The organism is Glutamicibacter nicotianae, from assembly GCF_002797775.1.
GTDB lineage: Bacteria > Actinomycetota > Actinomycetes > Actinomycetales > Micrococcaceae > Glutamicibacter > Glutamicibacter nicotianae.
On the sequence record NZ_PGEY01000001.1, the window covers coordinates 134276 to 152261 of the forward strand.

Annotated in this window: 18 protein-coding genes; 3 read left to right on the plus strand and 15 right to left on the minus strand. The window is 62.5% G+C overall.

The features are described from left to right. Window positions 1-177 precede the first annotated feature (177 nt). The 11 genes from ATK23_RS00590 to ATK23_RS00640 form a co-directional block, all read right to left on the minus strand. Window positions 178-1710, minus strand: a complete 1533-nt coding sequence (locus tag ATK23_RS00590; RefSeq protein WP_066140027.1) for a deoxyguanosinetriphosphate triphosphohydrolase family protein — start codon at window positions 1708-1710, stop codon at window positions 178-180. Between the two features lie 113 nt (window positions 1711-1823). Next, entirely contained in the window at window positions 1824-2717 is an 894-nt protein-coding gene (locus ATK23_RS00595) for an alpha/beta fold hydrolase (protein ID WP_245858247.1), read from the minus strand. Continuing rightward, on the minus strand, window positions 2714-3490 hold the full coding sequence (locus ATK23_RS00600; protein ID WP_066140022.1) for a 3-hydroxybutyrate dehydrogenase: 777 nt from the start codon (window positions 3488-3490) through the stop codon (window positions 2714-2716). Before ATK23_RS00600 ends, ATK23_RS00595 begins: the two co-directional genes overlap by 4 nt. Next, window positions 3487-4137 (minus strand): TetR/AcrR family transcriptional regulator, encoded by a 651-nt coding sequence (locus ATK23_RS00605; protein WP_066140019.1) that lies wholly within the window; start codon window positions 4135-4137, stop codon window positions 3487-3489. Before ATK23_RS00605 ends, ATK23_RS00600 begins: the two co-directional genes overlap by 4 nt. After that, on the minus strand, window positions 4134-5720 hold the full coding sequence (locus ATK23_RS00610) for a class I adenylate-forming enzyme family protein (protein ID WP_245858248.1): 1587 nt from the start codon (window positions 5718-5720) through the stop codon (window positions 4134-4136). Before ATK23_RS00610 ends, ATK23_RS00605 begins: the two co-directional genes overlap by 4 nt. Further along, a complete protein-coding gene (locus tag ATK23_RS00615) occupies window positions 5721-6938 on the minus strand; it encodes a branched-chain amino acid ABC transporter permease (protein ID WP_245858251.1) in 1218 nt (405 codons plus the stop codon). It abuts the gene before it with no gap. After that, window positions 6935-7807: a branched-chain amino acid ABC transporter permease gene (locus ATK23_RS00620; RefSeq protein WP_066140017.1), complete on the minus strand. Its 873-nt coding sequence runs from the start codon at window positions 7805-7807 to the stop codon at window positions 6935-6937. The genes ATK23_RS00615 and ATK23_RS00620 overlap by 4 nt, the downstream gene beginning before the upstream one ends. Further along, entirely contained in the window at window positions 7804-8568 is a 765-nt protein-coding gene (locus ATK23_RS00625; protein WP_066140014.1) for an ABC transporter ATP-binding protein, read from the minus strand. The genes ATK23_RS00620 and ATK23_RS00625 overlap by 4 nt, the downstream gene beginning before the upstream one ends. Further along, a complete protein-coding gene (locus ATK23_RS00630) occupies window positions 8568-9332 on the minus strand; it encodes an ABC transporter ATP-binding protein (RefSeq protein WP_066140011.1) in 765 nt (254 codons plus the stop codon). The genes ATK23_RS00625 and ATK23_RS00630 overlap by 1 nt, the downstream gene beginning before the upstream one ends. A gap of 40 nt (window positions 9333-9372) precedes the next feature. Then, the gene (locus tag ATK23_RS00635; protein ID WP_066140362.1) at window positions 9373-10521 is read right to left on the minus strand and encodes a substrate-binding domain-containing protein; all 1149 of its coding nucleotides are present in this window, start codon (window positions 10519-10521) and stop codon (window positions 9373-9375) included. A gap of 338 nt (window positions 10522-10859) precedes the next feature. After that, the gene (locus ATK23_RS00640) at window positions 10860-11783 is read right to left on the minus strand and encodes a 2-hydroxyacid dehydrogenase (RefSeq protein WP_066140007.1); all 924 of its coding nucleotides are present in this window, start codon (window positions 11781-11783) and stop codon (window positions 10860-10862) included. A gap of 145 nt (window positions 11784-11928) precedes the next feature. On the opposite strand from ATK23_RS00640, the gene ATK23_RS16150 reads away from it, so the two are divergent. After that, window positions 11929-12123, plus strand: a complete 195-nt coding sequence (locus ATK23_RS16150; RefSeq protein WP_157066357.1) for a hypothetical protein — start codon at window positions 11929-11931, stop codon at window positions 12121-12123. An 82-nt stretch (window positions 12124-12205) separates the two neighbouring features. Here the strand turns inward: ATK23_RS16150 and ATK23_RS00645 are convergent, their stop codons facing one another. From ATK23_RS00645 to ATK23_RS16155, 3 genes are all read right to left on the minus strand, one after another. Next, window positions 12206-12949 carry an SDR family NAD(P)-dependent oxidoreductase gene (locus tag ATK23_RS00645; RefSeq protein ID WP_066140004.1) on the minus strand — a complete coding sequence of 248 codons (744 nt, stop codon included), beginning with the start codon at window positions 12947-12949 and terminating at the stop codon, window positions 12206-12208. Window positions 12950-13133: 184 nt separating this feature from the next. After that, the gene (locus ATK23_RS00650; protein WP_066140001.1) at window positions 13134-13709 is read right to left on the minus strand and encodes a YdeI/OmpD-associated family protein; all 576 of its coding nucleotides are present in this window, start codon (window positions 13707-13709) and stop codon (window positions 13134-13136) included. 149 nt (window positions 13710-13858) lie between these two features. Further along, entirely contained in the window at window positions 13859-13999 is a 141-nt protein-coding gene (locus ATK23_RS16155) for a hypothetical protein (RefSeq protein WP_157066356.1), read from the minus strand. Between the two features lie 107 nt (window positions 14000-14106). Between ATK23_RS16155 and ATK23_RS00655 the strand changes: the two genes are divergently transcribed. Together ATK23_RS00655 and ATK23_RS00660 are read left to right on the plus strand one after the other, a co-directional pair. After that, window positions 14107-15450, plus strand: coding sequence for a DUF262 domain-containing protein (locus ATK23_RS00655; RefSeq protein WP_083515518.1), 1344 nt, complete (start codon window positions 14107-14109; stop codon window positions 15448-15450). Window position 15451: 1 nt separating this feature from the next. Beyond that, a complete protein-coding gene (locus tag ATK23_RS00660; RefSeq protein WP_066139996.1) occupies window positions 15452-17467 on the plus strand; it encodes a DUF262 domain-containing protein in 2016 nt (671 codons plus the stop codon). Between the two features lie 297 nt (window positions 17468-17764). Here the strand turns inward: ATK23_RS00660 and ATK23_RS16160 are convergent, their stop codons facing one another. Then, window positions 17765-17935 carry a YdeI/OmpD-associated family protein gene (locus ATK23_RS16160; RefSeq protein WP_157066355.1) on the minus strand — a complete coding sequence of 57 codons (171 nt, stop codon included), beginning with the start codon at window positions 17933-17935 and terminating at the stop codon, window positions 17765-17767. Window positions 17936-17986: the final 51 nt, after the last annotated feature.

Here is a 17986-nt window from a genome sequence, read left to right on the forward strand (position 1 = left end):
GGGAAACCAAGGTGCATCAGGAGAAATGATTCTTACCACTCGCCGGGATTTTGAAGCACCATTGTTCGCGCCACTGCTGGAGTGCGGGGGATTGCTTTTATAGAACGTCAGGTGCGACCATCGCTGAACCCGGACTTGAGTTTTGAAGTTGAAACTCTTCAGTATAAATCCTGCATTTTACAGCCCGCGACCGGCCTCCCACAGGTTATCCGCGGTGCCGGTCAGCAACGCATTGAGCGAGACAGCCTGCGCATCAGTGAAGGAAGCGATGTAGTCCACGATGGCCCGGGACTGGCCCAGGCGCTGCACCTCGTCCGGCCCGGCCTGGCGGAAGAGCTCAGGGGAGAGCTCGCGCAGGTTTCGGTATTCCTCGGTGGCCGCTTCCACCGAATCGAGCAGCCGGCGCGGGGCGCGCCCGGCGTCATCGGGATCATTGAGCCAGGTGTGGAACCCTTCTGCCAGCGAGCGGATGATCCGCGTCTGCCCGCGCTGGTACACCGCCAAATCCGGGCGTTCGAGCACGAAGCGCGCGTGGACGAATTTCAGCACGATCACGTCATGCCAGGCCTCATCGCCTAACCGGACGTGGCCGCTGCGCACGGTGGGGGTCTGCTCGACGGTCACCGAGGTCTGGAGCCGCTCGATCCACCGGCGGGTGAACGCGGTGACTGCGCGATCCGCTTCCAGCCCGCCGTCATAGGGGACTGCCAACAGCCCGTCGACCAGATCATGGCCCACCCGTTCAACGGAGTCACGGAACGCCTGCGCATCGGCGATCCATGGATCCTTGGCCAGCGCCCTGCGCCACGTTTCCTCCAAGGCGTGGCCCGGCCGGCGGGCATCGAGTTCGGCCTGCTTCAGTTGTCCAAGTTCCCGGGACTGCTCCAGCCAGGCGCGCAATTCCGCCGAAACGCTGGTGTACTGCAGCACCCCGGCACGGTAGAAGTCATCGAGGTCATGCACGGCATAGGCAATGTCATCGGCAATATCCATCACCGAGCTCTCCAGGGTCTGCTGGTGCCGGCCGATATTGGGGAAGACCGAGAGTACATCGGCCATCTCGTGGGCATCGACATCATAGGCAGAGTACTTCAATGCGCCTGCAGCCGGGTCGGTCCCCACACCGCGCGGCAGCATCTCGGGAGCCAGCGGGGCCAGGGCGCGCCATTCGTTGCGGGTCCACGGGTACTTCAGCACGGCGGCGCGCACCGCGCGGGTGAGGTTCATGCCTCGGGCGGTCGCATCGCAGCTGTCCAGCGCGGTGAGGATGCGGAAGGTCTGGGCGTTGCCCTCGAAGCCGTCGGGCAGATTCAGCAATCCCCGGGCGACGCGGTCCAGTTCCAGCTCGCCAAGGTGGCCGAAGGGCGGGTGCCCCAGGTCGTGGGCCGCTGCGGCGGCCTGCACGACCACCGGATCGCAGCCACCCAAATGGTCGACGAGTCTTCTAGTTGATTCATCGGCGTTGCGCAGCCGGATCGCGATGGAGCGCGCGACTGCGGAGACCTTCAGCGAATGGGTCAACCGGTTGTGCACCAGTGTGCCGGATCCGGCCTGCGGGATCACCTGGGTGACCGAGGACAGCCGGGAGAAATAGGGGGAGAAGCGGATGCGCTCGATATCGATGCGGAACTCGTCCTCGCCGTTTAGGCTCGGTTCGGCAATGGCGCGCTCCCGCCCGCCGCTTAGGTGTGTCTTGGCCCTGTATTCCATGGTAGACCCCAGCTTAGTACCGCAGCCCGGCGGCCCGCCGCCCGCGCCACGCGATCTGTGCCAGCCGGATCCGTTCGGCAGGAATTACCTGCCGGGCGGATGGCCAATCGGAGCTAGGTGCGCACCGCGCCGAGCATGGCCCGCAGGTGCCCGGCCACGATCTGGTCCCCGGGGGAGTCCATCACGATCGTGTAGTGGTTCGTGCCGGGCACTTCCTCGATGGCCAGTTCCGGCAGCCGCTGCCCCCATTCTTTGACATAGTCCGCCTCGTAGAGCCCGGGTTCCGCTCCAAGCAGCCCCTTCGGCGAGCGCAGGAACACGGTTGGATGGTGCAGCTGCTGAAGCGCTGCCAGCAGCGAGGCGCCGCGGTGCAGCTCGGCGGTGTCCTGGGCGACGGCCTCATAGCTGGTGGCCGGGCGCAGGTGCGGTGCGGCGCCGTGCAGGTCGTATTCGAGGTATTCGTCCACCAGCTCGTTCCAGTGCTCGGCGAACGCCGGGTGCGGGGCCCAGAATTCCTTGTAGGCCTCGACGGATTCGAACTCCATGGCCAGGCGTTCGGCGGCGGGGCCGAGCACCGCCTGCACGATCTGGTCATCATCCAGGCCCGGCGGCACCTGCAGCGGCAGGCCGCCGTCCACCAGCAGCAGCGAGGAGACCAGGTCGCGGTAGTTATCGGCGAAGACCAGGGACGCGAAAGCGCCCATGGAGTGCCCTGCCACGGCGACCGGGCCGTCGGCCAGCTGCCGCACCACGGCGGCCAGATCCGCGGCATGGGCCGGCATGCCGTAGGGGCCGGGCAACTGGTTGCTGCGTCCACGCCCGCGCAGGTCCGGGGCAATCAGCCGCACCCCGGGCAGGCACTGTGCCACCCGGCCCCAGGCCTTGTGGGAGGCGGTGACGCCGTGGACCAGCAGCACCGTCGGGGCATCGAGGTCCTCGGGGCCCCACAGTCCCACCTGGAGCTGCCCGCCGGTGACCGGGACTGTGGTGGTTCGATAAGTCTTCATCGGGCACTCCATCCTCCGTCGATTGTGTAGGAAGCGCCGGTGACCATCCCGGCTTGCTCGGCGCAAAGCCACCCGGCCAGCGAGGCGACTTCCTCGGGATCCGCCAGGCGCTTGATGGCCGCCTCGGTGAGCATGATCTTCTGCACCACCTCGGACTCGTCGATGCCGTGCACCTTCGCCTGGTCTGCGATCTGCTTTTCCACCAGCGCGGTGCGCACATAGCCGGGGTTGATGCAGTTGGAGGTCACCCCGTGTTCCGCACCTTCCAGCGCGGTGGCCTTGGACAGCCCTTCCAGCCCGTGCTTGGCCGCCACGTAGGCGCTCTTGAAGGCGCTGGCGCGCAGCCCGTGCACGCTGGAAATGTTGATGATCCTCCCGAAGCCGCGTTCATACATGCCGGGCAGTGCCGCGCGGATCAGCAGGAAGGGCGCTTCGAGCATCAGCCGGTGGATCAGCCGCCAATCTTCCGGTGCGTATTCGTGGATTGGCGCCACGCGCTGCACCCCCGCGTTGTTGACCAGGATATCCGTGTCCAGGCTGAGCTCTTCCAGCCCCGCGGTATCAGACAGGTCAACCGCCCAGGCGGTGCCGCCGACCTTCCCGGCGGCCTCCTGCGCTGACTGCCCGTCCAGGTCGGCCACGGTGACCGCGGCGCCCAGGCGGGCCAGCTCGGTGGCGCAGGCCAGGCCGATGCCCGAGGCGCCGCCGGTGACCAGTGCACGGCGTCCGGACAAAACTGCGGCGCCGCCGCTGGTGTTTGCGCTGTTGGTCATCGCTGTGTTCCTTCCGCTGGCAGCTGGCCATTGGGGGCCAGCGCGCGATTGATGAAGTCCATCATTTCTTCGAAGACATGCTCGGGGACATCCGGGTGCGTGCCGTCCGCTCCGGCTTGTTCCCAGAGCACCCAGCGCATGCCGATCAGCTCGCCGATGCCCATTAGCGCCCAGGCGGCGACCTCCGGGTCCATGTCCCTGACCTGTCCGGCGGCCTGGGATGCCTGCAGCCCCTGGATGTAGCCGTCCACGATGCGCGAATAGTGCAGGCGCAGGGCTCCGGGGGACACGAACTCGGCCTGCCGGATGATCCGGTAGAGCGCCGGGTGGGTGGCGGTGAAGCCGAAGAAGGCCCGGAATCCTGCCCGTTCGGCGGCCAGCCGGTCGGTTTCCTGGCTGGCCGCGGTGCTCATGGCGTTGCGCACCCGGCGGTTCAGGTCCTCGACCAGGTCATCGAAGATCTGCTGCTTGCTGTCGAAATACAGGTAGAACGTCCCCGAGCCGACGCCGGCGGCTTCGGTGATCTTCACAATCGATGCCTCGTGGTAGCCCAAGGTGGCGAAGACCTGCTCGGCCGCGGCGATCAGCTTGGCACGGGTGCGGGTGCCCCGTTCGGTGCGTGGCGCGGTGCGCGGTGCGGTGCTCATGGTGTCCTTCTGTTCTGTGATTCATGCTCGGGCAGCCGGGGCAGGCGGCTGCGCAGCCTGGAGCGCGAGACCTTCTCGATCCCGGTGTGCGGCAGCTGGTCCACGAAGGTGAACCGGGCCGGCACCTTGAATGCGGCCAGCGAGGCGGCGCAGTGCTCCGCCAGTTGCTGGGCGTCGGCGTGGGTTCCGGGGCGCAGCACGATGAACGCGGCTCCCGTTTCGCCCCAGGTGCTGTCGGGGATGCCCAGCACTGCGGCCTCGGCCACGGCAGGGTGGTTGGCCAGCACCTGTTCCACCTCCGCGGGCGCCACGTTCTCGCCTCCGGAGATGTACACATCCTTGATCCTGTCGATGACCTTGATGTAGCCCTGCTCGTCGCGCTGAACCAGGTCCCCGGTGCGCAGCCAGTCGCCGGACAGCACCGCCGCGGTGGCGTGCGGGTCGCGGAAGTAGCCGGAGAAGACGCTTGGGCCAGCCACTTGCAGTTCCCCGGTGCCGGCCCCGGGCAGGATGGCCCCGGTGGCCGGATCCACCACCCGGATTTCCACGTGCGGGTAGGGGCGGCCGGCGTAGCCGCTTTTGGCCACGGCGTCTTCTGCGCTCAGGCAGAGCACGTTCGGCCCGGCTTCGGTCAGCCCGTAGCCCTGCACCAGCTTCACGCCGCGGGCGTGCCAGGTGCGCAGCAGGCTGGGCGGCATGGGCGCTCCGCCCACCACCGCCACGCGCAGCGTGCCCAGGTCGGTGGAGGCGAAGGACGAATGGCTGGCCAGCGCCAGGTAGTGCGTGGGCACGCCCATCATGGTGGTGACCTTGCGGTGCGCCAGCAGCTGCAGCACCCGCCCGGCATCGAAGGTGCGCTCCAGGACCACGGTGGCGCCGGTCCACCAGGCCAGCAGCGGCTGGATGTTCCAGCCTCCGCTGTGGTACTGCGGCAGCACCGCCAGCACGGTGTCCTGGCTGGTCAGATCCAGGGTGCGGGACAGGGCGAGGTTGTTCCAGAAGCAGTTGGCGTGGCTCAGCTGCACTGCCTTGGCTGTTCCCTCGGTACCCGAGGTGAACAGCATCAGCAGCGGGTCCTCGTCCTGCGGCGCGCGGGCCATGACCGGCGCAGCATCGAGGCCAAGCCCGGCCGCAGTTGGGACCTCCAGTTCCAGGCCGCCGTGGCCCATGCGGACCACCGGCATCTCGGCGGCCAGCAGGGCGCGGGCCGAGTCGGCCAGGGCCATGAACTCGTCTTCCACGATCCACAGCAGCGGATCGGCGGTGACCAGCTGGTCTGCCAGCTCGGCGGGGGTCAGCCGCCAGGACAGCGGAGCCAGCACCAGTCCGGCCTTGGCGCAGGCGAAGAACGCGATCACCTGTTCGGCGCTGTTGCCGGACAGGGTGGCCAGCAGGCTTCCCGGGGCGTAGCCGGCGGCACGCAGTGCGGCGGCCAGGGCCTCAGCGCGCTCATCGAGTTCGCGGTAGGTAACCAGCACCCCGCGGTCATCGATGGCGATGCGTTCAGGGCTGGTCAGCGCCCGGTCGGTGGTCCAGCGGCCCAGGGTGTGCAGGCCGGCAGGGGGCATGGCTGCGGTTTCCATCTAGGCCTGCTTCTTCGAGAAGCGGCCGCGCAGCCGCTGGATTGCCCCGACCAGGCCTCCGGGCATGAACAGCACCACCAGGATGAACAGCGTGCCGAGGATGAACAGCGGCTCGGAGAGCGGCACATGCAGCACCGGTGGCAGGGCATCCAGTGCCGGGGACTGCGAGAGCGTGGTCAGCCGCTGGTCCAGCAGCGTGTAGATCACCCCGCCGAGCACCGCGCCCCACTTGGAGCCGACCCCGCCGAGCACCACCATCACCAGCAGCGTGATGGTGAAGTCCGCGGAGACCTGGCGCGGAACCGTGCCGGATTGCAATAGCAGGAACACCATGCCCACCAGGGCGGCGAGGGTTCCGCCGACCACGAACACCAGCAGCTTGGCCCGGTAGGGCTGCAGGCCGAGCACCCGCACGCGCAGCTCGTTCTCGCGCACCGCGGCGGCCACATGCCCGGCGCGTCCTGCCTGCACCCAGCTGACCAGCGCGAACACCACAATGAGAGTCAGCAGTGCCAGCCAGTACAGGTTGCGGGTGTTGGCGACGCCCACCAGGAAGTCTGGTACGCCGGCGGTATTCAGGCTCAGGCCTTCCTCGCCGCCGGTGGCTCCGCCCGGGTTGCGGCGCACCAGCACGCTGCCGGCCTGGGCGAAGGCCAGGGTGACCATGGCAAAGGGGATGCCGGTGACGCGCAGCGCCACCATGCCGGTCAGCGCGGAGAGCAGCAGCGCGGCCACCAGGGCCAGGCCCATGGAGGGCAGCAGCGGCAGGCCGAAGGTGTTCAGGATAATGGCCAGCCCGTAGCTGCCAGCCCCGAAGTACAGGGCATGGCCGAAGGACAGCAGCCCCGCCACACCGATGAGCAGGTGGTAGCTCAGCGCCGCGGCCGCCATGAACAGGCACAGCGAGAGTAGCTGCAGCGCCCCGGGCTGGTAGGTCGGGGTGGGCAGCAGGCCGGGAACGCTGATGTTCAGCAGCGGCAGCAGCGCCAGGATGATGACCCCTACGATTCCCGCAGCCCAGATGCCGATCTGGCCACGGGCTGTGCGTGGGCCTGATTCAGCTACCCGCACGCGGCGGGCCAGCTTGCTGGCAGTTCCCGCCTGGCTTGCCTGGCCGGTTTGGGTTTCAGTGCCCGGTTCGAGCGGCGCCGAGACGGTCCCGGCGTCCGCGGGCCGTGTGTCCATGGCTTCAGAGGTGTTTGTTGGTTGCGTGTTCATGCCATCTTCCCCATCAATCCGGTCGGTTTGCTCAGCAGGACGACTGCCAGCAGCACGATGACCACGAAATCGCCCACGCCCCAGTAGAAGTTCGCCAGCTGCTGCAGCACGCCCACCACCACGGAGGCGATGGCCGCGCCGGCCAGCGAGCCGAGCCCGCCGATCACCGTGACGATGAATGCGAAGATCAGCAGCGAGCCGCCCAGTGCGGGGGAGACGTAGCCGAAGTAGTGGCTGGCCAGCACCCCGCCCAGGCCCGCGGCGGCGCCGCCGAGCGTGAACACCAGGGTGAAGGCCTTGCGCACGTCGATGCCCAGGGCCGTGACCATGGAACGGTTCTCCACCCCGGCGCGGATGATCATGCCGTAGCGGGTCTTCTTCAGGAACAGCACAATGCCTGCGAGCACCAGCAACGCGATGATGATCGTCACGAACCGGTCATTGGGGATCTGCGCACCGAGGATCCCGGTGGTGCCCGAAAGCCAGGCCGGTCCCGCCGGGTACTGGGGATCGGTGCCCCAGACGCCCTCGAAGATGGCCACCGCGGCCAGCGAGAGCCCCACGGTCACCAAAACCTGCTCGATGTGCCGGTTGTACAGCGGCCGGATCAGCACCACCTCGGTCAGGGCCGCGAAGACCCCGCCCACAATGGCGCCAATCAGCAGGGAGAGCAGGAACATGCTCCAGGATCCCTCGCCGAAGCGGCGGGAGAATTCCCAGGCGACAAACGCGCCCAGCGTCAGGAACGCGCCGTGGGCGAAGTTCAGCACGCCCATCAGCCCGTAGATCAGCGACAGGCCGGAGGCCACCAGGAAGTACAGGGCACCGAGCCCCACACCGGTGATCAGCAAGAGAACCAGCGTACTCATCGTGCACCTCCTGCAGGCATCTGGTGCCCGTTGCCGTGGGCCGCAGGCTCGGACTGCACGCCCAGGTAGCGCTGGGTCAGCGCTTCGTCATCAAGGAATTGGCGGGCCGAATCGGTGCGGTGCACCACCTGCCCGGCGGAGAGCACCAGCGCCCCGTCGGCCAGCTGCCGCACCACCGGCAGGTTCTGCTCCACCAGCAGGATCGGCACGGTCTTGGCCGCCTCGGCCAGCGCCTCGGCCACCTCCTGCACGATCTTCGGAGCCAGGCCCTTGGTCGGCTCGTCCACCAGCAGCAGCTTGTTCTCGTTGAGCAGCGCCCGGGCCAGCGACACCATCTGCTGCTGCCCGCCGGACAGCGAGCCGGCAGCCTGGTTGGCCCGCTTCACCAGATCAGGGAAGAGCTGTTCCACCAGGGCGCGGCGCGGACTGTCGTCGCGTTCGGCCAGACGCAGGTTCTCTGCCACGCTCAGCGCGGAGAAGACCTCGCGGTCCTCGGGAACATAGCCCACGCCGCGGCGGATGATCTTGTGCGTGGGCAGCTTCTCAATGCGCTCGCCGTCCAGCTCGATGGTGCCCGCGGTGCGGGTGATCAATCCGATTAGTGCCTTCAGCGTGCTGGTCTTGCCCACGCCGTTGCGGCCCAGCACCGCGGTGATCCCGGTGGCAGGAACCTGGAAGCTGACCGATTCCACCACCTGGGAGCCGTCAATGGCTGCCTGCAGGCCTTCCACGCTGAGGATCGGGCGAATGTTGTTCTCCATCACGCGGCCCCCTGTCCCAGATAGGCGCTTTGCACGGTTTCATTGGCGATGATCGCCTCGGGGGAGTCGATGGCCAGCAGGGTGCCGTTGTGCATAACTGCCACCCGGTCGGCCAGGCCGAGCACCACATCCATGTGGTGCTCGACCATCATCAGCGTGCGCCCGGACTCGCGGTGCATCCGCCGGATGATTTCCACCAGCGAGGGCACATCTCCCATGCCCACCCCAGCCATCGGCTCATCGACCAGGATCACCGTGGGGTCGGCTGCCAGCAGCATGGCGATTTCCACCTTGCGCTTGTCCCCGTGGGAGAGGTCTGCGGTGCGCACCTTGGCCCGGTGGGAAAGCCCCACCTGTTCCAGGCACTCGGCGGCAATGGTGCTCGCCTCGTCATGGCGCCGCGGGAAGGCCAGCACGGAGAGCGAGCCGCCGAGTTTCGCCTGGGCGGCGAGACGGACGTTTTCCATGACATCCAGCCCGTTGAACAGGGAGGAGGTCTGGAAGGTGCGGCCCAGCCCGGCGGCGGCCCTCTTGTGGATGGGCAGCTTGTCCAGGGTGCGCCCGGCCATGGCGATGGATCCGCCGGTGGCCTTGAGCACCCCGGAGATGAGGTTGAACAGCGTAGTCTTGCCGGCCCCGTTCGGGCCGATCACGCCGATCATCTCGCCGGGCTGCACCGTGAAGCTCACGTCCTCGAGGATCCTTGCTCCGCCGATCTGCAGGCTCACGCCGGACAGTTCCAGGGCTGGTGCCGTTGGACTCATGCCGTGGCCTCCTTTCCAAAGATTGGGATGGACAGCGGGTTTACTTGCTGGCTTCTGGCGGAGCGACCTGCTCGCCGTCAATGGTCTCGACCAGTTCCGGAATCCACTTGTCCCCGTCCTTGGAGAGCGAGACCTGGTACATGTTCTGGATCAGCGCGTGGTCCGAGGCGCGCACCGTGGTGGTGCCCTTCGGTCCTTCGAAGCTCCAGCCCTCCAGCGCGCCGACCATGGAGTCCACGTCAGCACCTCCCTCTTCCACGGCGTGCGCGATCATCTGCCCGGCGACAAATCCGTCAGGGGAGAACAGGTCTGCTTCCTTGCCTGCGGCTTCGATGGAATCGATCATGGCCTTTTCCGCGTCGGTGCCCGCGGCCCCGGGGAAGTAGTGGTTCAGGAAGCTGATCTTCTCTCCGGCATCGCCGAAGGCGCCGTAGGTGGCAATATCGCCCAGGCCCGTGACAATTGGTGCGACGTCGAAGGCGCCCTGCTGGTCCAGAGCCTGCCACATGGAACCGGAAGTGGTGCCGGCCCAGGCCGCGAAGACCAGGTCCGGGTCGCCATCAACCAGCTGGCGTGCGAATGGGGTGAATTCGGTGACGTCTTCTGGCACCAGGATGGAGTCGACCTTCGCTCCCTGGGCTCCGAGCAGTGCGTCCACGGCGGCCAGGTTGCCCTGGCCGAACGCGTTGTCCTGGGCAAAGACGGTGACCTTCTTGCCGTCCAGGTCATCCACGAACGTGCCGGCGGTGGCGACGTCCTGCATGGACTGGCGTCCGGAGCGGAAGGTGTACTTGTTGGCGCCGGTGATCGAGTCGGTGGCGGCCGGGCCGGAAATGTAGAGCACCTTGTTCTGCTCGGCCTGTTCCACCAGCTTCAGCGCGATGCCCGAGGAGGCGGTGCCGGCCAGGATCTTGTAGTCCTTGCCGATCAGTTCCTTGGCGACGGTGACAGCCTTGTCCGGATCGCCGCCGTCATCATGGTAGGTGATGTTCAGTTCGGTGTCCCCGACCTTGCCGGTGCCTTCGGTGGCGTAGTCCAGGCCCGCCTGAAGCCCTTCGTAGTAGGCCTCGCCGTAGGCCGCCAGCGGCCCGGTCTTGGAGTAGACAATGCCGATATTGACGCTGCTCGCGGCGTCGCCGTCGCCGGCGGCTGCCGGATCGGAGGTGGGTGCGCAGGCGGTGAGTGCCATGCCTGTCGAGAGCACCAGTGCCAATGCAACCTTGCTGGTTCGCTTCACGTGACGTGCCTTTCCTCATGGGGCGCGTCCTGGAAGGTGGTGGCCCCGAATGTGCTGAGTGTGATTCCCCAAACCTGAAAGGTGATTCAGGTTACATTTTCAGCGTAGGAGGGGCCTCTCCGGACTGTCAACGGCAAAGCTGCACAGGAAAGCGATTTAGGCTGTGCATTCTTGCACGGCCGTCGTGCCGCGGGGCACGTGGGGTGGATTCAACGGTGGGAAGGAGTAGGTATTTAGCGCTTTGGCATGGATTCCGGCATGATCGGCAGGGGCGGAGTTCGGATGATGTGCTAGGCCCGCACCTGCAGCTCAGCGATGAATTCGCCGGCAGCCAGAGCCTGAACTTGCTCCACGGCCAACTGGGACACCATATCCAGGAACATCTGGGTGTCGCCAGCCATATGTGGGGTGATGATGCAGTTCGGGGCGCTCCATAGCGGATGGTCTGCCGGCAGCGGTTCAGGATTGGTGACGTCCAAGGCCGCGTGCAACCTACCTGTTTGCAACTCCATCAACAAAGCTTCGGTATTGACGATTGGCCCGCGTCCCACATTGACCAGCAGCGAGCCGTCCTTCATTGCAGAGAGGAACTGGGTATCAATGAGCTGCTCGGTCTCTTGGGTATGCGGCAGGGCGGAAATCACAACATCCGCAAGGGGAAGAAAATCCCCGAGCCGGTCGAGAGAATGAATTCTGAAGCCCTGCGCATGCAGTCGTTCGGTGCGGGCAAAAACAGTGAGCTCGGCAGGCTTGAAGGGCAGCAGCCGCAAATGGATTTCACTGCCTACTCCACCAGCTCCGAGGAGTACCACCTTTGATCCGTGCAGCGAGCTGGTCCAGGTCCGAGTCCACTGGCGCTCGCGCTGCTGCTGTCCGACCAACGGCAGCTGGCGCAGGGATGCCATGATCAGGGCGAGGCAGTGTTCGGCGGTGGCATCTTCCACGGCGCCCTTGGAATTGGTTAGTATCACTTCTTTAGGAAGGAGCTCCAGCACCCACTCGTAGCCGAGGGACAGCAGATGGACATGCTTCAGCCCCTTGATGCGGGAAACTCGTGAGCGCAGCTGCGGGTTGCTCGGGCGTTCGGTGACCAGCACGTCAGCCGGCGGGGCATCCTCGGGGTCATCATTGATGTGCCAGAGGATCGGTTCGATGCCGGGAATCGTCAATTCGTCGACGAGTCGTTGCCAGGGGACGAGAACGCGCAGGGTCACGGAATTTCCAATCATTGGTGGTTACGTGGCTATTGTGTCTGCTGCGGCCGCACCGGGACAAACCAGAACGTCAGAGATGAACTCATTCGTCCGATTTCCAGCACCTTGGTCTCTGAAGAAAAGATCCAGCGGATAGAATCCGAGCATGACTCAAACTTCAGAGCGCACTAGCCGGAGAGCCACAGCAGGTTCCACCGCAACAATGGTGATTGGCTGGACTCTTGCAGTAATTGGCCTATTCGTTTTCGTGCTCGGAGAACCAGTTGGCGGTGGGCTGCTGGTGGTGTCAGGAACTGTGCTCCACGCCGGCGCGATGGTTGCCGAGTCCAACCGACGGTAGGCCTTGAACAAATAGACGTTAAAGCAGTCCAGGCCCCGGGACAATATCCCGGAGCCTGGAGTGCAGGAAATAGGTCTAGAGGTTAGTAGAGCTTATTCGCACCTCCATCTGCCATGAGCGTCTGGCCGGTGACGTACTTGGAGTCATCCGAGAGCAGGAAAGCGACAACAGGTGCGACATCAGTTTCCGGATCGCCGAAGCGGCCCAGCGGAACCTTGGTCAGCGACTGTTCGTATAGTTCTGGGAAGGCCTGGCTCCAGGCCTTGACGCCGTCGGTCAGTGCCATGGGGGAGACCACGTTGACGCGGATGTTGTTGGCCGCCCATTCATTGGCGGTCACGCGGGACAGGCCGCGGATGGCTTCCTTCGCCGAAGCGTAGGCGGCCTGGGTTGGCTGGCCGACCATGGCTGAGCCGGAGCCGAAGTTTACAATCGAGCCGCCGTTGTCCTTCAGGTGCGGGTAGGCAGCGAGCATGAACTGGCGGGTGGCCAGGAAACCGGTGTTGAATGAGAGATCCCAGGCTGCCTGGTCCAGGTCGGTGAAAGGTGCCTGGCGGGAAGCATGGGCGTTGTTGACCAGGCCGTTCAGTCCGCCGAAGTTCTCCACGGCCGTGGAGACTGCTGCATCTGCGGTTTCCTGCTTGCTGACATCGCCTTCGATGAAGATCACCGAGTCGCCGAGTTCCTCAGCCAGCGCTGCTCCAGCCTCGGCATTCAAATCCACGGACACGACCTTGGCGCCGCGGCGAGCCAAGACTCGCGAGATCGCTCCGCCGATGCCGGATGCTCCACCGGTGACAATGACAACCTTGTTTTCAAGCTGCATGAATTTCTCCCTTCGGCGGGATAGCCCCGCTGTGCGCTAGCCGCCGCATGTCGACGTAATCGGAGTCTACCGCCAACCGAGAGGTACAAAATTTTATTGTCGCCTAAGTCAATGGTTCTTTTCGGGTTCCGGCGGTGACCCTATGTGCAGTGCCGCCGCGGGCCAGCGTGAATCGAATCTTGCGTTAGCTATCCTGTGCGCTTGTCTCCTGCAATTGGGCGATGAAGCGGGTTATGCGCGCAGCTCTGGTCTTCTTCGTTTTGGCGATCATCAGCTGGTGCAGGATGTGATAGCGCGGTTGGGACTTCAATGACTCAAAAGCGGCCTTGGCCACCGGATGAGCGTCCAACGCGCGCTGCAGGTCTTCGGGGACCTGTGCAGTCGCCTGTCCTTGGTAGGCGCGGTCCCACCGGCCATCCGCTTTTGCCTTGTCGATCTCTGCCTGTCCGCGCGGGCGCATCCGGCCCTGGGAGATCAGCTCTTCGACGAACTGCGTATTCTTCTCGGACCAGACCGAGGCCTTGCGCCGCGGCGTGTAGCGCTGCAAGAACGTCTTCTCGTCGTTGCTGCGCCGCTGGCCGTCGATCCACCCGCTGCACAATGCTTCCTGCAGAGCATCGGCAACCATCAGCGATGTCGGTTCGGTAGTGCCCTTCTTGGCTAAAAGCAGCCATACTCCGTCGCTGGTTTCTTCGTTCTCATCCAGCCAAGCGCGCCAAGCATCGACGTCTTTGAGGATCAACGGATTGTCATAGTCCATGGCAACTATTGTGCTGTCTAGACTCCCCGCTGGAAAGCATCCGCCAAATACGGAGTCGGGCTGGACCCGCTCGCCGGCTCGCGCGGATCTTTCCAACGGCGCGGACCAACAAGCAGCTGGCCGCGGCAGAACTCTGCGCGCCGGAATTCCTACAGGCGGCTGCGCCTTACTGACTGGCCCTGGTCATCCAGAATCTGGCCCATCTGCTTGACGGTGCGCAGCACCACCGAACGATCGCTGATGACCAACCCGGAAAGGCGGATTTCCAATGCCTGTTCCAGCCGTTGCACTTCGCTCTAGTCTTTGACCTATTCGTCCATGATCAATTTGAAATCGTGAGTCGTAATCTGATCTGCCTAGTGGTTTTGCGACCCGCGATCCGTCTACAGTCGACGCTATGGCGATTAACAGAGAGATGCTTCAGTTTGCCTCAGTCGAGGAACTGCTCGGTACAGATGCACCCGACCTGCGCATCCCAGATTTTCAGCGCGCGTACTCATGGACCCCGCGCATCGCATCGCAGCTTTCTACAGATATAGAGGATGCACTCAATAGTAGACCTGAGCGTCCGTACATTTTGGGGACTGTCATACTCCTAAAACGTCGACAAGAGACACATTTCGAGGTGGTAGATGGACAGCAACGAATCCTGACTCTCCATCTGTTGCGGGCGCTTCTTCGAGGGCAGAAGATCCCTCATCTCCAAACAGGGGGCACGCCACTACACCAAGTCCATCGAGAACTCGTTCGACGGGTAGCGGATCTCAATCGTACTCCGGGGCTTCTCGACAAATACAGGAATTTTCTTGATTCTAGAGCCAGCGTATTAAAAATTGTCACGGACGATGAGGACGAAGCATTCCAATTTTTCGACTCTCAGAACTTCCGAGGTAAGTCACTGAGACCGCATGATTTACTCAAGGCTTTTCACCTGCGTGAGATGGCGGATACAAGCATTAGCTTGCAGCGCGCTGTCGTCGAACAATGGCAGGAAGCTGACGAGAACGCACTGGATCGGCTCTTCAGTACCTACTTGACCCGAATTTATTGGTGGAGCCGCAATTTGACGGCGCACGACTTTACCAATGATGACCTCGACATCTTCAAGGGAGTCGGAAAATCCACTCGCCGATTGCCTGGGGCCGAGTATCACCGCGCGGCCAAGTCATTGCTTCCGGGTTTGCAGCAATGGGTAGGTACGGATGTGGACCCGGTGACCCGTAGAAATCTCAAGCGTGCATTGCACCAACTTGATGCTCCGATTTCTGCAGGAAAGTCGTTCTTCGATTACGTGGCCTTTATGCTCGAAGAATGTGCACGACTCGACCGGACACTCTTCGCCGATATCAAGTACCCAGGTTTTTCGAGTTCGGAACTTAAGGCTTTCCGTGAGGGTGAACGGTTCAGGTATTGCAGGGAGCTCTACGTCGCAGCCTCCCTTTACTACACGAATAAATACTCCGATGCCGAAATATCGCGGGTGCAAGGGCATATTCTTCGATGGGCATACTCCCTCCGGTTGGTGTACGAACGGCTAGGTTGGAAATCTGCGGACAACTATGCGCGAGGACTCAGCACCAGAATGGAGAATTTTCATCATCAGGTGAATCTTTTTTCAGCCATGCGCGACAACCTCGACCCGCGAGAGATCGAACTTGAGAATCTGCGCGTTCCTGATACTCCCCAGACCAGCAACTCTTACGATGCACGGTTACTTGACTTGTTGAAGGAAACTTACTGAAATGCCAGAGACCGTTGCGCTAAATGATGTTCAAGCTATTCCCGTCGGGCAATTGTTTGCCCCTGGGGCACCTAGCTATTCGATTCCCATATACCAGCGCAATTACACATGGGGTGAGGAACAAATACACCGACTGATCCACGACATCCTCGACGAAGCCGAAAAAGGGGAATCCAAGGACTATTTCCTCGGCAATCTGGTGGTAGCCACTGCCGACCACGAGGATGATCCGCTGGACGTGATCGACGGGCAGCAACGCCTGACAACCTTATACATCTTGTTGCAGATGCTCTCGTCCCGAACAGAACTGAAAAATCTGATCGGACCTATGCAGCCGCTTGTCTATGAAGCTCGGGAAAAGGCAACCCGCGCTTTGCATAGTATCTCTGATAGACACGATGAGATCGAAGAAGGTCAGAATGAACGCGAGGACACAGGTATCCTCCGCGCTTCGAAAATTATCGAACAGCTACTGGCAGGTGGGAAGGAAGGTAAAATTTTACAGGATCGACGTGTGATCGACTATTTGCTCACAAAGGTCCTCCTCGTGCGGATGCCGATTGACCGTAGCACCGATCTAAACCGGTATTTCGAAATCATGAATACACGCGGCGCGCAGCTCAGTCCGGTGGACATCATCAAGGCTAGACTTCTTCGACATCTGCCAGACTCAATTGATCGCGAACTGTTAAATCGGGTATGGACGGCGTGCTCTGATATGGACCATTACGTGGTGATGAGCCTTACCGCGGGAAGTACTGCCCAACGCGCGGCAGTCTTCGGTTCAGACTGGAACAAAATACCGTCATCAGATTTCTCCTGCTTGAGAGAACAGGTAATAGACAGCAAAACGGACTCGGTTGAGACTACAGGCCACGAAGATTTCGCTACAACCGTGTCGACCGCGATGACGCTTGATCAGGCGCTGGTGACCTATTCCCAAACCATAGTCACGAGCGAGCTGGAAGACGTCAACGGTGATGAAAGATTTACTTCTCAAATCACCTTCCCGACATTTCTCTTGCAAGTTTTGGCGGTGACTGACGAACGCAACGACTCCCTACGGGCTGACGATCGTCAACTCGATGACAAAATCCTAGTTCAGCGATTCTCAGCACGCATCGATTATCTGCCTTATTCCGAGCGAACAAATTGGGTGCGTAAGTTCACTACGGACTTATTACGCATTCGTTTCCTGTTCGATCAGTACATCCTTAAACGTGAATCGTCACTGACTTCTGGGAACGAATCCACCACAGAACAGGAACAAGGCAGTTGGTCGTTGTACCGGATCATGCGTGGTTCGTACCGTCGTGGTAAGCAATTGCAGGACACCCCCAAATACCAGGCGACCTTTGCCGCAGGCGACTCAGGAACCGGCACACGCAGCCTGCAACGACGGATTCTGTTGCTGCAATCGGCGCTTCGAATCACCTACACATCCCCGCGGACGATGCACTGGATGACTGAGGCGTTGCGGTATGTCAACGACAGAGCTGTACTAAATACGCCCACCACTGGTGAGGGCTTCCTTCACTGTCTTGAGTCCCATGCACAGAAGAATCTGCGTATGGCGATGAACTCAGGAAGCGACAAAACTAGCCCAGACGGGATGGCACTCGGATTCGCCATACCGCGTATCGTGTTCACATACTTGGACTATTTACTGGTCGAGGAATTGAATCAATGGGACTTTACATTCAGTTATCGCACCTCAGTGGAGCACTTTTCGCCGCAAACGGAAGACAAAGAGCATATTGATGAGGCATATCGCCTACGTGATAGTGGTCTTCTCGATTGGCTCGGAAACCTAGCGTTAGTGACTGTGAGCGCCAACTCGAAATTCAGTAACTATCTTCCTGGGCAGAAAGCTAACAATTTTGCTGCTCGCAAGCAGAGCCTGAAGCTTGAGGTGATGGCGAGGCAAGCAGAATCTGGCAGCTGGAATGACGACGACGTGAAATACCATCATGAGGCGATGATGAAGTTGCTAAATCGGGCACTTGCTGGTGAATGAACCAGACGCACTTCCAAATCCTCTTGTGTCGTACCGATGGAAAGATCTTTGATCAGGGCGGGTGCCAGGAATCGTTCTCGACGGCCGCTCTGTTTGCGAGCTCGGCATCCATGCACGCTGAGGGGCCTGGGGACTTGGGCCGTAGCCTGCCCCTGGAAGGCGCGATCCCACCGGTCATCGGCTAGTGGCCTTGTCGATCTCTGCTTGTCCGCGCGGGCGCATCCTGCCCTGGGCGATCAGCTTCTGGACGAACTGCGTATTCTTTTCGGACCAGACGGATGCTTTGCGCCGGGGAGTCTAGCGCTGCAGGAACGTATTCTCGTCGTGGCTGCGCCGCTGGCCATCGATCCACCCGCTGTACAAGGCGTCCTGCAGCGCGTCGGCAACGAGCAGCGATGTGGGCTCGGTGGTGCCCTTCTTGGATTCGAGCAGCCACACCCCGTCGCTGATTTCTTCGTTTTCGTCCAACCAAGCACGCTATGCGTCGATATCCTTGTGGATCAGTGGGTTGTCGTAGTC